Here is a 15275-nt window from a genome sequence, read left to right on the forward strand (position 1 = left end):
AATAAGATAATAAAAGAACCCTCTTTTCCCACAGGGGGTTTTTTTGTTAAGTAAGTGACACAATGGAGGATTTGCAATGCTTGGGAAGTTCTCGAACTGGATGAGAAAGAATGAAGATGAGGAACATTTTGAAATAAACACATCTGCTAATATCCCAGGACATATTGCGATCATTATGGATGGCAATGGACGCTGGGCGAAGAAACGAGGTCTCCCACGTGTGGCTGGCCACCGTGAAGGTGTGAAGGTCGTTAAGAAGATTGTAAGAAAGGCTAACGATCTTGGAGTTAATTACCTGACGCTTTATGCCTTTTCAACAGAGAATTGGAAGCGACCGAAAGAGGAAGTAGACTTTTTAATGAAACTCCCAGAACAGTTTCTACTTAGCCATCTGCCAGAATTAATTGAGCAGAATGTACAAGTTAGAATAATGGGAGAACGAGAGCAACTACCCCCCCACACGTTCAAAGCCATAAGTAAGGCAGTTGAAGACACGAAAGACAATACTGGACTCATTCTTAATTTTGCGCTGAATTATGGAAGTCGACACGAAATGAAAATGGCTATGCAAAGGTTATTAAGTGACGTTAGAAAGGGGATACTGACTGAGGAAGACATTTCTGAAGAAAAGATTTCTTCGTATTTACTCAGTAGCCAATATCCTGATCCTGACCTATTAATACGGACAAGCGGCGAAATTCGCTTAAGTAACTTTATGCTCTGGCAACTAGCTTATACTGAACTGTGGTTTACTGAAGTGTTGTGGCCAGATTTTACAGAGCATCATTTTCTTGAGGCTGTGCAGGAATATCAGCGACGAGGAAGACGTTACGGTGGGGTGTAAGTGTAGGAGGACATTAACGTAATGAAACAACGTGTTATTACGGGTGTGATTTTTGGCGCCCTATTGTTAGGTATGATCATTTTGGGAGACTGGCCGTTCATTATTCTAATGGCACTTGTAGCTACAATTGGAATGATTGAACTGCTATTAATGAAGAAAATCACTTTAGTATCACTTCCAGGCTTACTGGCTATTACGGGGACCTGGGTTCTAGTAATGCCTGATTCCTGGATTGCAGCCCTTACATCATCCGTCTTTACTAAAATCGATTTGCTATTCTTTGGCTTGCTCATCCTTCTAGCGATGACTGTTCTTACAAAGAATAAATATAGCTTTGATGAAAGTTCATTCATCATGATGGCATCCCTGTATGTTGGTCTAGGTTTCTATTATTTTACAGCCACACGTTATTTAGGAGATAGCAATTTGGATGGTATGGTGCACCTGTTTTTTATTATCTTTCTAATATGGGCATCTGATTCTGGTGCGTACTTTGTAGGGAGATCATTAGGAAAGAAGAAACTTTGGCCACATATATCTCCTAATAAGACCGTTGAAGGAGCAATTGGTGGAGTTGTAATGGCGTTAGTGGTAGGAGTTGTTTTTCAGCTAATCTACCCAGTTTATGAATCAATGATTACGGTCATTGTCGTCTCTGTTCTAACGTCTGTTTTTGGTCAAATTGGTGACCTCGTTGAATCTGCTTTTAAACGCCATTATGGTGTGAAAGATTCTGGCAGCATTTTACCCGGACATGGAGGGATACTTGATCGATTTGATAGCCTTATTTTCGTTCTCCCCCTTCTTCATTTACTTAACTTAGTTTAAAACTAAGTAGATTGGAGGAACAGGTCGTTTGAAGAAAATCAGCTTACTAGGAGCATCTGGTTCCATTGGAATTCAGACTCTTGATATCGTGAGAATGCACCCTGACTTGTTTTCCCTAGTTGCCGTTTCGGTAGGAAAAAACGTTGAAAAAGCAGTTGAAATTGCAGAAGAATTTCATCCAAAGTTACTATCGGTTCAGCACAGGGAAGATGCGGAATCACTTAGGAGAATTATTTCAAGAAAAACAAAGATTGTTTTTGGAGAAGAAGGTCTGTTAGAAGTGGCCTGTCATCCTGATACAACAGTTCTTGTTAACGCCATTCTAGGTAGTATTGGTCTTTCACCGACACTTTCTGCTATAGAACAAGGTAAAACCATCGCAATTGCTAACAAAGAAACACTCGTAACCGCGGGACATTTAGTAACGGAAGCAGCAAAGCGACATGGATCAGCATTACTTCCTGTCGATAGTGAACATTCAGCTCTTTTTCAATGTTTGAATGGAGAAAAGCAGGAGCAAATGGAGCGTTTGATTTTGACAGCTTCTGGCGGTAGTTTTCGCGACAAAAAACGAGATGAATTAGAAGGTGTAAGCGTACATGACGCGCTGAATCATCCTAACTGGTCAATGGGAGCAAAAATTACGATTGACTCAGCTACAATGATGAATAAAGGGCTTGAAGTGATTGAAGCACACTGGTTGTTTGGAACACCATATGATCAGATAGATGTTCTTCTTCACAAAGAAAGCATTATACACTCAATGGTAGAGTACATAGACGGTAGTGTAATGGCCCATCTAGGTACTCCGGATATGCGAATTCCGATTCAATATGCACTAAGCTATCCTGATCGACTTGAAATCAGAAATGCAAAACGGTTAAACTTATGGGAAGTTGGCAAGCTTCACTTTGAAAAAGTGGATTTTGACCGATTCCGTGCGTTAAAGCTTGCTTACGAAGCTGGCCGTACTGGTGGTTCATTACCAGCTGTCCTAAATGCAGCTAATGAAACCGCTGTTGCAGCATTTCTCGAAGGTAAAATTGATTTCTTAACGATCGAAGAGCTCGTAGAACAAGCGATGGAAAATCATAATAGCATTCAACATGCTTCGCTTGACGAAATTCTTGAAATTGATTCTGAAACAAGATTGCGAGTTCAGTCATTAATTAAATAAAGGTGGTACGTGGGTATGAATACTGTGATTTCGATCATTATCATATTCGGAGCGCTTGTCTTTTTCCATGAATTGGGTCATTTGCTCCTTGCAAAACGCGCAGGAATCCTATGCCGAGAATTCGCGATAGGCTTCGGACCAAAGCTATTTACAATCAAAAAGGGCGAAACGGTTTATACAATAAGATTATTGCCTCTTGGTGGATTTGTTCGTATGGCCGGAGAAGATCCCGAAATGATCGAACTGAAACCCGGACAGCGTGTCGGGCTATTGTTCAATAACGCTAATAAAGTTGAAAAGATTGTCATCAATCAAAAATCAGCTTACACAAATTTAAAAGAAGTAACGGTAGAAGAAGCCGATTTAGAGCGTGGACTTTATATCAAAGGATATGAAGGTGAAGATGAGCCTGCGGTGACCTACCAGATCGATGAAATTTCACATTATGTGATGGATGGATCTGAATTTCAAATCGCTCCAATTGATCGTCAGTTTGGTTCAAAATCCCTATGGGATCGCTTCCTAGCTATTTTTGCAGGTCCAGTGATGAACTTCTTATTGGCAATTGTTATATTCATTGCGCTAGGATTATTACAAGGAACACCAACCAACCAGGTTAGTGAAGTTGTAGAAGGTAGTCCAGCTGAACAAGCTGGAATGATGAATGGTGATGTAATTACAGAAATTAACGGCACGGAAATAACGAGCTGGGACAAAATGACTTCAATCATTCAAGACAATGCTAACAACCAGCTTGGGTTTAAAGTGGATCGAGAAGGCGAAGCCGTTACGTTATCCATTACACCTGAGAAGCAGAAGCTTACAGAAAATCAATCTGTTGGTCGAATTGGTGTTGCCCCTTCTTATGAAGTGAATTTCTTTGATTCTATCGCCTTTGGTTTTTCCTCAACGATCGAGTTTTCAAAAGCCATTTTCGTTGGGCTAGGACAATTGGTTACAGGTCAGCTTTCCATTGATGCGTTCAGTGGACCTGTTGGAATTTATAGCTACACAGAAGAAGCTGCATCTGGAGGTCTTTATGTCCTAATGAGATGGGCAGCCTTCTTAAGTATTAACCTTGGTATCTTTAATTTGCTTCCGCTTCCAGCACTTGATGGAGGAAGACTTCTATTTATAGGGGTTGAAGCATTAAGAGGAAAGCCAATAGATCCACAAAAAGAAAGTCTTGTACACTTTATAGGGTTTTCGTTCCTAATGTTACTCATGCTTGTCGTAACATGGAATGATATCCAACGGTTCTTTTTATAAGTGAGTAGCAAAACCCGTTTTGAAGAATGAAATGAGGTGCAGTTTATGAAACAATCTAAATACTTTAATCCAACCCTTCGAGACAATCCAGCTGATGCCGAAATTAAAAGTCATCAGCTCCTTGTCCGAGCGGGTTTTATACGTCAAAATGCTTCAGGCATTTATTCATATTTGCCACTAGGTAAAAAAGTATTAACGAAAATTGAACAAGTTATTCGAAAAGAGTTGGATGATGCAGGCGCTCAGGAGTTGTTAATGCCTGCCATTCAGCCAGCTGAGCTTTGGCAAGAAACAGGTCGTTGGAACGTATACGGTCCTGAGTTAATGAGACTGAAAGATCGTCACGGTCGTCCGTTTGCTCTTGGGGCTACTCATGAGGAGCTTATTACAAGCCTTGTTCGTGATGAATTAAGTTCATATAAACAACTACCGGTTACACTTTATCAAATTCAGACCAAGTATCGTGATGAACGACGTCCTCGTTTTGGGTTGTTACGTGGAAGAGAGTTTATTATGAAGGATGCTTACTCTTTTCATTCTTCAGAAGAACAGCTCGATGATGCATACAAACTAATGCACAAGACTTATAGCAAAATTTTCACCACACTTGGACTGAATTTTAGACCAGTTGTTGCTGATTCCGGTGCAATGGGTGGTAAAGATACAGAAGAGTTCATGGCTCTTTCTAGTGTTGGGGAAGATACGATTGCTTATAGTGATTCTTCTGACTATGCGGCTAATATTGAAATGGCAGAAGTTCACGTCCAGTACAAAAAGTCAGATGAGCTTGAATCTCCATTCGCAAAAGGTGAAGCTGAAACTGCCTTAGATCGCCAAATTCATTCAACTGTTATGAAAGTTGAAGACGATTTGATTGCTGTTCTTGTAAGAGGCGACCATGTATTGAACGAGATTAAGGTAAAGAACCTATTTGGAACAAATATGGTTGAAGTTCACAATGAAGATATAGATTTAAAGGAATTCGAAGGTAAGATTATAGCAGATACTGCGGTTAAGACTATAGTCAATGGTTCAATCATAGGTGCACATGCCTATCATAATGTAAACCCTGACCGTGATCTTTCCATTGAACGTTATGAAGACCTCCGCTTCATCCAGGAAGGAGATCCTTCTCCAGATGGCAACGGAACAATCGTCTTTGCTGAAGGTATTGAAATTGGACAGGTGTTCAAGCTCGGTACAAATTATAGTGAAACGATGGGAGCCAAGTTCCTTGATGAAGGTGGTAAAGCTAAACCAATTATCATGGGTTGTTATGGTATTGGTGTATCAAGAACCTTAGCTGCAATTGCAGAGCAAAATGCAGATGACAATGGATTACGTTGGCCGCTTGCTGTAACACCGTATCATATTCATTTGATTACGATTAATGTGAAGGATGAAGATCAAAGCGCATTATCGGATCGTCTTTATGACTCACTTAAGAATGAACATGACGTTCTTTATGATGACCGCAAGGAACGTGCGGGTGTAAAGTTTAAAGATGCCGATTTGATTGGATTACCACTTCGCGTTATTGTTGGTAAAAAAGCAAACGAAGGTATTGTAGAAGTAAAGCGTAGAGATACTGGGGAGTCTATAGAAGTGCCTGTAGATAACTTGAACTCGACACTTCAGCAACTTTTAGAACAAATGAACTAAAATTGTGGAAAGGTGCCTGTGGTACCTTCCACCTTTTTTTTCGTTCGTGTATTGGTTAAGAAGGAGGAAGAATTGCATGGACCAGGATTTAAAGATAAGGAAAGAACGTCTTCAGCTGCTCCTTCAGCAAATATCGTTTCCTGATAAGTTTGAGGAATATTTTAAAGAGGGCTATATTTCAAAGCTAACTGTATATAAAGAGACGAGAAAATGGCATTTTGATTTTCACCTCCCTGACGTACTTCCATTTCATATATATGAGCTGTTTCGCAGTCGCTTGCAAGATGGATTGAAGCACATCGCAACAGTGACTTATGGCATCTCTACAGATAGTGGAGGTAATGAAGAATTAGCAATGGCATACTGGGACAATGTCGCTGAACTGATGAAGGAGCATTCCGCCTCCCTAACAGCTGTATTGAAAAGTCAAACGCCTAAAATAAGTGGAAATAAGCTTATTGTAACGGTTCGTAATGAGACGGAAGCTGCAATCGCAAGACGAAAGCTATCTGGTCCTTTGTCAGAGTGTTATACGCACGCTGGATTTCCGAAGTACATGCTTGAAGTAGAAGTTAAAGCTTCAGAACAGGATTATCAAAAATTTGTTGAACAAAAACAACAAGAAGATCAATCTAAAATGATGGAAGCCTTGATCGAGAAAGAAAAGGCAGATAAATCTTCAAGTAAAAACGTTCCAGATTCTCTTGTCATTGGTTACAAGATCAAAGAAGATCCAGTACCGATCGAAACTATTCAGGACGAAGAACGACGTATAGCTGTTCAAGGTTATGTCTTCCATGCTGAAACGAAAGAGCTTAGAAGTGGACGAACGCTATTAACGTTTAAAATAACGGACTACACGGATTCAATCCTTGTGAAAATGTTCTCCCGCGATAAAGAAGATGTTCCGATTTTAGAAGCAGTAAGGAAAGGAATCTGGGTGAAAGTACGCGGTGGGATCCAGAATGATACGTTTGTACGCGATCTTGTTATGATCGGAAACGATTTAACTGAAATCAAACCTGATTTACGAGTAGATGAGGCGCCTGAGGATGAAAAGCGTATTGAGCTACATGCTCACACGCAAATGAGTCAAATGGACTCCGTCAGTTCAACAGGGGAATTGATTACACAAGCAGCTAAATGGGGACATCCTGCTATCGCCATTACGGATCATAATGTTGTACAGTCATTTCCCGATGCGTATGCAGCAGGACAAAAGAACGGTATAAAGGTTATCTATGGTTTAGAAGCAGACCTTGTCGATGATGGGGTACCGATGGCATACAATGAAGCTGATCGTGATCTTGAAAGTGGCACTTACATTGTTTTTGATGTGGAAACCACCGGACTTTCGGCTGTTTATAATAAAATTATCGAGTTAGCGGCAGTGAAATTGAAAGATGGAGAGATCGTTGATAAGTTTGAGCGATTTGCTAATCCGCATCACCCTCTTTCATCTACAACCATTGAACTAACAGGTATCACGGACGATATGGTCATGAACGCTCCCGAAATTGAAGATGTCTTAAAAGATTTTCACGAATTTATGGGAGATGACATTCTTGTTGCTCACAATGCTAGCTTTGATATGGGCTTCTTGAATGTAGGGTTACGTAATATTGGGTTAGGAGAAGCAACAAATCCAGTAATTGATACCCTTGAGCTTGCTCGTTTTCTATATCCGGAAATGCGAAACCATCGCTTAAATACGCTTTGTAAAAAGTTTGATATCGACCTTACTCAGCACCACAGAGCGATATATGATGCGGAAGCAACAGGGTATTTATTGTGGAAATTGGTGAAAGATGCACTTGAGCGTGAAATTACAAATCACAATATGCTGAATGATAATATGGGGCAAACTGGTTTCCAACGTACGCGTCCATCGCATACGATCATATTGGCGCAAAATGACGTAGGTTTAAAAAACTTGTTCAAACTCGTTTCCCTTTCTCACATTGATTATTTCTACCGAACTGCACGTATTCCTCGCTCCAAGCTTGAGAAGTACCGCGAAGGTCTGCTGATCGGTTCAGGCTGTGACAAGGGTGAAGTTTTTGAAGGGATGATGCAAAAGTCACCTGAAGAAGTAGAGGAAATCGCGAAGTTTTATGACTATCTGGAAGTGCAGCCGCCACAAAATTACATGCATTTAATCGAGAAAGAACTTGTTCAAGATGAAATGGCGTTGCGTGAAATTATTGGTAAGATTGTAAAGCTTGGTGAGAAGTTAAATAAGCCAGTCGTCGCTACTGGTAACGTTCATTATCTCGAGCCAGAGGATCATATTTATCGTAAAATTCTTATTAAAGCACAGGCGGGTAACCCATTAAATCGCCAAACGTTACCTCAGGTTCATTTTAGAACGACGAACGAAATGCTTGATTGCTTCCATTTTCTTGGGGCAGATAAAGCGAAGGAAATTGTCGTACAAAAACCACAGCAAGTAGCCGACATGATCGATGATATTAAACCGATCAAAGATGATCTATTCACACCTCGAATTGAAGGTGCCGATGAAGAAATGCGTGAAATGAGCTATAACATGGCTCGAAGCATTTATGGTGATGAACTGCCAACAATAGTGGAAGAGAGACTTGAAAAAGAGCTAAAAAGTATTATTGGCCATGGATTCGCCGTTATCTACTTGATTTCTCATAAGCTAGTTAAGAAGTCACTAAACGACGGCTATCTCGTTGGTTCACGTGGGTCTGTAGGTTCTTCATTTGTTGCCACTATGACTGAAATTACTGAAGTGAACCCATTACCACCTCATTATGTTTGTCCATCTTGTAAGAAGTCACAGTTCTTTGATGACGGTTCTGTAGGATCAGGGTTCGATCTTCCAGACAAATCATGCGAAGATTGCGGTGTACCTCTTACAAAAGACGGACATGATATACCGTTTGAGACGTTTCTTGGGTTTAAAGGTGATAAAGTACCCGATATTGATTTGAACTTCTCGGGGGAATATCAGCCGCGTGCCCATAATTATACGAAGGAATTGTTTGGAGAAGACAATGTATTCCGAGCAGGAACAATCGGTACAGTCGCTGAGAAGACGGCGTACGGTTATGTAAAAGGGTATATGGGAGATCATGACCTTCACTATCGAGGGGCTGAAATTGATCGTCTCGTGTCGGGGTGTACTGGAGTTAAGCGAACGTCTGGGCAGCATCCAGGTGGTATTATCGTAGTACCTGATTATATGGACATTTACGATTTTTCACCTATTCAGTTTCCTGCAGATGATAAAACATCCGCTTGGAAAACAACCCATTTTGATTTCCATTCGATCCACGATAATTTGTTGAAGCTTGATATACTTGGGCACGATGATCCTACGGTTATTCGTATGCTTCAAGATTTAAGTGGAATTGATCCGAAAACCATCCCAACAGATGACGCTGAAGTGATGAAGCTCTTTAGTGGAACGGAATCTCTTGGAGTGACACAGGATCAAATTATGTGTAAAACAGGAACTTACGGAATCCCAGAATTCGGAACACGATTCGTTCGTCAAATGCTAGAAGATACGAAACCTAGTACATTTTCTGAGCTCGTTCAGATTTCAGGTCTTTCCCACGGTACTGATGTTTGGTTAGGTAATGCACAGGAATTGATTCAAGCTGGTACTTGTAACCTTAGTGAAGTAATTGGTTGTCGTGATGACATTATGGTTTATTTAATCTACAAAGGCCTTGATCCATCACTTGCTTTTAAAATTATGGAGTTTGTACGAAAAGGCAAAGGGCTACAAGAAGAATGGGTAGCTGAGATGAAGAAGCATGATGTGCCAGATTGGTATATTGATTCATGTTTAAAGATTAAATACATGTTCCCGAAAGCTCACGCAGCGGCATATGTGTTAATGGCCGTTCGAATTGCTTACTTCAAAGTGCATCATCCAATTCTTTTCTACGCTGCTTACTTTACGGTAAGAGCAGATGACTTTGATATCGATACGATGTCAAAAGGATCAAATCCGATTCGAGCGAAAATTGAGGAAATCAATGAAAAAGGATTGGATGCTTCTCCTAAAGAGAAGAACCTTCTCACTGTTATGGAAATCGCACTTGAAATGTCAGAACGCGGTTACCGTATGCAAAAGGTAGATTTGTATCGATCCAAAGCAGCAGAATTCGTTGTTGATGGCGATACACTCATTCCACCGTTTAACTCTTTACCTGGAGTTGGAACGAACGCAGCACTTAACATCGTTAGTGCTAAAGAAGGTGGAGAATTCCTTTCGAAGGAAGATCTTCAGCAACGAAGTAAGATCTCTAAGACTGTTCTTGAGTATCTTGATGACCATGGCTGCCTTGAAGGTTTACCAGATGCCAATCAGCTCAGTTTGTTCTAGAGGAGTGCGTTCGCTTCTCTGTTGAATTGGTGATATGAGTATGGTATAGTAATTGTGGAAATACTAGTGAATAAACACGCGACGGAAGAGTGGGGCTATCCCACTCTTTCGTTTTCGATTGGGACCCTGCTGTACAGGATCAGAAAGGAGGACAACCAATGACTGAAAATGTGATTACGGTAACTGAAGAACTAGTAAAACCAATAGTAGATGAAATGAACCTGGAACTCGTAGATATAGAATTTACGCAGGAAGGAAAGAATTGGTTTCTCCGTGTCTATATCGATTCTCCTCAGGGCGTAGATATCGAGGAGTGCGGTACAATTAGCGAAAAATTAAGCGAACAGCTTGATAAACATGATCCAATTACGCAACCTTACTTCCTTGAAGTATCCTCACCTGGTGCTGAGCGCCCGCTTAAGAAGCGGACTGACTTTGAAAAAGCAGTAGGTAAACAAGTCTATATGACAACCTATGAACCCATTAATGGGGAGAAGAGCTTTGAAGGTAAGCTTTCGGACTTCAATGGTGAAACGGTTGTCATTGAACAGAAAGTGAAAACGAGAGTTAAGAAGGTTGAATTACCTTTTGAAAAAGTTGCAAGCGCAAGGCTTGCTGTTGTTTTTTAGTTAAAGGGGAGAATGAAAAATGAAGAGTAGTGATTTATTAGATGCGCTGACCGTTCTTGAAAAGGAAAAGGGCATTAGCAAGGATATTATTGTTGAGGCGATTGAAGCTGCGCTTATTTCTGCATATAAGCGAAACTTCCACCAGGCTCAAAATGTTAGAGTTGACTTCAATCAAGATACTGGATCAATTCGCGTATTTGCTCGTAAAGACGTTGTGGAAGAAGTTGAAGATGCTCGTCTTGAGATCTCTCTTGAGGATGCAAAGGATATTGATCCACAATATGAATTAGAAGATATCGTTGAGATTGAGGTAACACCTCGTAATTTTGGTCGTATTGCAGCTCAGACAGCTAAACAAGTTGTTACACAGCGCGTACGTGAAGCTGAAAGAGGCATTATTTTTAGTGAATTTATTGATCGTGAAGATGATATCATGACTGGTATTGTGCAGCGTCAAGATCATCGTTTTATTTACGTTGACCTTGGACGTATTGAAGCTCTCCTCCCAGCAGGCGAACAAATGCCGAACGAAACGTATCATTCACATGACCGTATAAAGGTTTATGTTACGAAAGTTGAGAAAACAACAAAAGGGCCTCAGGTGATGGTTTCACGTACTCATCCTGGCCTTCTTAAGCGTTTATTCGAACTTGAAGTGCCTGAAATCTTTGACGGTACAGTAGAAGTGAAATCCATTTCCCGTGAAGCTGGCGATCGTTCTAAGATTGCGGTTCATGCAGAAGATCCAGAAGTAGATCCGGTTGGTTCATGTGTTGGACAGCGTGGACAGCGTGTACAAGCTATCGTAAACGAACTTAAAGGCGAGAAAATCGACATTGTAAGCTGGTCTGAAGACATCGTCAAGTACGTGGCGAATGCGCTAAGTCCTTCAAAAGTACTTAAGGTAAACGTAGATGAAGAAAACAAAATGACTCAAGTTATCGTTCCTGATTATCAGCTTTCACTTGCAATTGGGAAGCGTGGCCAGAATGCACGTCTTGCAGCAAAGCTTACAGGATGGAAAATCGATATTAAGAGTCAATCAGAAGCGGAAGAGCAAGGGATATACAGTCCTGATGAAGCACCGCTTTTTGAAGAGAACGATTCAGAAGACTCTGAGCTAGATTAAGCAACTGAAAGATCAGGAGAGGTGTCCATCGTGCAAAAACGTAAAATTCCGATGCGGAAATGTGTCGCCTGTCAGGAAATGAAGCCAAAGAAGGAGCTCGTTCGAGTCGTTCGATCACCCGAAGGGGTTATATCGATCGACGAAACGGGTAAAAAGAATGGACGAGGAGCTTATCTTTGCAATAATGAAGAGTGCTTCGCGCTTGCCAAGAAGAGAAATTCATTAGCGGCTCATCTTAAAACAGAAGTGACAGAAGATATCTATTCCGACCTACAAGAATCGCGGTCAAATTAAATGAAGAGTAAGAATTGGGAGTCACTTCTAGGACTTGCTCAGCGCGCTGGTAAAGTCGTTTCTGGAGAAGAACTTGTCGTTAAAGAAATTCAACGCAAGAATGCCAGACTGATTTTATTAGCTAATGATGCATCTGACAACACAAGAAAGAAAATAACGGATAAAGCAACTACTTATAAAGTGCCTGTATGTACCGTTACAGGACGATATGAACTTGGCCATGCAATTGGTAAAGTTCAGCGAGTCACGATAGCCGTTACTGACGCAGGCTTTGCGAAGAAACTCTTTGCGATTCTCGATCAATAACTCGGGGGTGATCGTTTGAGTAAGATGCGAATTCATGAATATGCAAAAGAACATAATACAACTAGTAAGGATGTTATCGAAAAGTTAAAAAGCATGAATATTACGGTGAGTAACCATATGTCTGTGATTGACGATCAGACTGTTGATAAGCTTAAAAACAATTCGAAACAATCCAAAAAGGGAAGCGACAAAAACAGTATGGAAAATAAAAACAACCGAAACAACCCAAAAGCAAATGCAAATCCAAAAAGTAAGAGTGCACCAAATAACCGCCGAGGCGGACGACGTCCTAACCGTCGAGGTAAAGGACAGCCTCCTAAAAACACGGCTGCTCCAAGAAGACTGCCTTCAAAAGTAACGTTTATGGGATCATTAACTGTAGGGCAGCTTGCTGAAAAACTTGGTAAAGATGCTTCAGAACTAATTAAAAAGTTAATGGGTCTTGGCGTTATGGCTACAATTAACCAGGAACTTGATAAAGACACAATGGAACTAATTTGTGATGACTATGGTGTTAAGGTCGAAGAAGAAGAACCATTTGAAGTAACAGACCTTGATAATTACACTAGTGAAGACAAAGAAGAGAAACTTGTTGAGCGTCCTGCTGTAGTTACAATTATGGGTCACGTCGACCATGGTAAAACAACGCTGCTTGATAGCATCCGTGACACAAAAGTAACTCAAGGTGAAGCAGGCGGTATTACACAGCATATCGGTGCTTACCAAATCGAAGACAAGAACAAGAAAATTACTTTCCTTGATACACCTGGACACGCTGCCTTCACAACAATGCGTGCACGTGGTGCGAAAGTAACGGATATTACAATCCTTGTTGTTGCAGCTGATGATGGTGTTATGCCTCAAACTGTCGAAGCGATTAACCATGCAAAAGCGGCTGAGGTGCCAATTATCGTTGCCGTTAATAAGATGGATAAAGAAGGTGCAAATCCTGACCGCGTTATGCAGGAACTAACTGAGTATGAATTGGTTTCTGAAGCATGGGGTGGAGATACAATTTTCGTCAACCTTTCTGCTATTAAGCGTGAGGGAATTGAAGAACTTCTTGATACCATTCTTCTTATTTCTGAAGTAGAAGAATTTAAAGCAAACCCAGATAAGCTCGCTACAGGTACAGTAATTGAAGCACAGCTTGACAAAGGCCGTGGCCCAGTTGCAACACTTCTTGTACAAGAAGGAACACTAAAAGTAGGAGACCCAGTAGTAGTAGGGAATACTTTTGGCCGTGTTCGTGCAATGGTTAACGACCTAGGTAAGCGTGTTGAAACTGCTGCACCGTCTACACCAGTTGAAGTAACGGGACTAAGTGATGTTCCACACGCTGGAGATCGTTTTGTAGCATTTGAAGATGAGAAAACGGCTCGTCAAGTTGGTGAAGCGCGTAACCAACAAAAAATTGAAGCACAGCGTAAAGAGTCTTCAAAAATGAACTTAGACGATCTATTTGAGAAAATTCAACAGGGCGATGTGAAGGACATTAACGTAATCGTTAAAGCTGATGTACAGGGTTCAGTTGAAGCACTAGCTGGCTCGCTTCGTAAGATTGAAGTAGAAGGTGTGAAGATTAATATTATTCATACAGCTGTTGGTGCTATTACAGAATCAGATATCATTCTTGCTTCAGCATCTAACGCAATCATTATTGGATTTAACGTACGTCCAGATACGAATGCGAAGAAAGTAGCTGAATCAGAGCAAGTAGAGATTCGTTTACACCGCGTAATCTATACAGCGATTGAAGAAATTGAATCTGCTATGAAAGGGATGCTTGACCCTGTTTATGAAGAGAAGGTCATTGGTCAGGCTGAAGTTCGTGAAACATTTAAAGTATCCAAAGTTGGTACTATTGCAGGTTCTTACGTAACAGAAGGTAAGATTACAAGGAATTCTGGTGTTCGTGTCATCCGTGACGGCATTGTGGTCTTTGAAGGTGAAGTGGATACACTGAAACGCTTTAAAGACGATGCGAAAGAAGTGGCTAAAGGATACGAATGCGGAATAACGCTTACTAAGTTCAATGATGTGAAAGAAGGAGACATTATTGAAGCTTACATCATGGAGGAAGTAAAGCCTAAGTGATCGGTTATGTAGAATGTGAATGCATCATTTATGATGCACAATCTCTGAAAGAAAAAAGGTCTGTGCTTCAGTCGGTTATAAGCCGGCTGAAGCATTATAATCTGGCTGTTTCTGAGCTTGATAGTCAGGATCTGTGGCAGCATACGGTTATAGGTATCGTCACGACCGCTTCAAGCAAGACGGCCTGTGAGCGTGAGCTTCAGCGTGCCGTTTCATTGATTGATTCACGTCCTGATATCGAGCTCACTCGAGCTACTTATGAATGGCTTTAGGAAAGAAACGAGGTGTAACGATGAGTAATGTTCGCGCAAATCGTGTTGGTGAACAGATGAAGAAAGAACTTGGTGATATAATCAGCAGGAAAATCAAAGATCCGCGCGTAGGTTTCGTTACGGTAACAGCTGTTGAAGTTACGAATGATCTACAACAAGCAACAGTATTTATTACTGTTCTCGGTGATGAAGAGAAGAAAGAAGCTACCCTTAACGGTCTTGCGAAAGCAACTGGATTTATCCGTTCAGAAATAGGGAAACGAATTCGTCTTCGCAAAACGCCGGAAATTTACTTTGAGTTCGATGAATCAATTGATTATGGTAACAAAATCGAGCGACTTCTTGCAGATTTAAATCAAACGGATGAGTAATGACGAAGGGATAGGCAGGAATGTCTATCCT

At 40.9% G+C, this 15275-nt stretch carries 13 protein-coding genes; all 13 read left to right on the plus strand.

From position 1 onward, the window contains the following. Positions 1-76 precede the first annotated feature (76 nt). The 13 genes from uppS to rbfA all read left to right on the plus strand — a co-directional run bounded on the left by uppS (position 77) and on the right by rbfA (position 15244). A complete protein-coding gene (gene uppS / locus JI666_RS01780; protein ID WP_206888340.1) occupies positions 77-844 on the plus strand; it encodes an undecaprenyl pyrophosphate synthase in 768 nt (255 codons plus the stop codon). Between the two features lie 21 nt (positions 845-865). Next, positions 866-1672, plus strand: coding sequence for a phosphatidate cytidylyltransferase (locus JI666_RS01785; protein ID WP_206888344.1), 807 nt, complete (start codon positions 866-868; stop codon positions 1670-1672). A 28-nt stretch (positions 1673-1700) separates the two neighbouring features. After that, a complete protein-coding gene (locus tag JI666_RS01790) occupies positions 1701-2849 on the plus strand; it encodes a 1-deoxy-D-xylulose-5-phosphate reductoisomerase (RefSeq protein ID WP_206888347.1) in 1149 nt (382 codons plus the stop codon). A 15-nt stretch (positions 2850-2864) separates the two neighbouring features. Then, positions 2865-4118 carry an RIP metalloprotease RseP gene (rseP, locus tag JI666_RS01795; protein ID WP_206888349.1) on the plus strand — a complete coding sequence of 418 codons (1254 nt, stop codon included), beginning with the start codon at positions 2865-2867 and terminating at the stop codon, positions 4116-4118. A 45-nt stretch (positions 4119-4163) separates the two neighbouring features. Beyond that, a complete protein-coding gene (locus JI666_RS01800; RefSeq protein WP_206888350.1) occupies positions 4164-5780 on the plus strand; it encodes a proline--tRNA ligase in 1617 nt (538 codons plus the stop codon). Between the two features lie 76 nt (positions 5781-5856). Continuing rightward, positions 5857-10146, plus strand: coding sequence for a PolC-type DNA polymerase III (locus JI666_RS01805; RefSeq protein ID WP_206888352.1), 4290 nt, complete (start codon positions 5857-5859; stop codon positions 10144-10146). Between the two features lie 158 nt (positions 10147-10304). Beyond that, a complete protein-coding gene (rimP, locus tag JI666_RS01810; RefSeq protein WP_206888354.1) occupies positions 10305-10775 on the plus strand; it encodes a ribosome maturation factor RimP in 471 nt (156 codons plus the stop codon). Positions 10776-10794: 19 nt separating this feature from the next. Next, the gene (gene nusA / locus JI666_RS01815; protein WP_206888357.1) at positions 10795-11904 is read left to right on the plus strand and encodes a transcription termination factor NusA; all 1110 of its coding nucleotides are present in this window, start codon (positions 10795-10797) and stop codon (positions 11902-11904) included. A gap of 30 nt (positions 11905-11934) precedes the next feature. After that, a complete protein-coding gene (rnpM, locus tag JI666_RS01820) occupies positions 11935-12198 on the plus strand; it encodes an RNase P modulator RnpM (protein ID WP_349769291.1) in 264 nt (87 codons plus the stop codon). Continuing rightward, positions 12199-12504, plus strand: a complete 306-nt coding sequence (locus tag JI666_RS01825; protein ID WP_136945520.1) for a YlxQ family RNA-binding protein — start codon at positions 12199-12201, stop codon at positions 12502-12504. Between the two features lie 15 nt (positions 12505-12519). Continuing rightward, positions 12520-14601, plus strand: coding sequence for a translation initiation factor IF-2 (gene infB, locus JI666_RS01830; protein ID WP_206888359.1), 2082 nt, complete (start codon positions 12520-12522; stop codon positions 14599-14601). Then, the gene (locus JI666_RS01835) at positions 14598-14873 is read left to right on the plus strand and encodes a DUF503 domain-containing protein (protein ID WP_048309786.1); all 276 of its coding nucleotides are present in this window, start codon (positions 14598-14600) and stop codon (positions 14871-14873) included. The genes infB and JI666_RS01835 overlap by 4 nt, the downstream gene beginning before the upstream one ends. Positions 14874-14893: 20 nt before the next feature. Next, entirely contained in the window at positions 14894-15244 is a 351-nt protein-coding gene (gene rbfA / locus JI666_RS01840) for a 30S ribosome-binding factor RbfA (RefSeq protein WP_206888362.1), read from the plus strand. The last annotated feature ends 31 nt before the right edge of the window (positions 15245-15275 follow it).

Origin of the sequence: Bacillus sp. NTK071, assembly GCF_017303315.1 — a bacterium.
In the GTDB taxonomy this organism is placed as follows: Bacteria; Bacillota; Bacilli; order Bacillales; family Guptibacillaceae; genus Guptibacillus.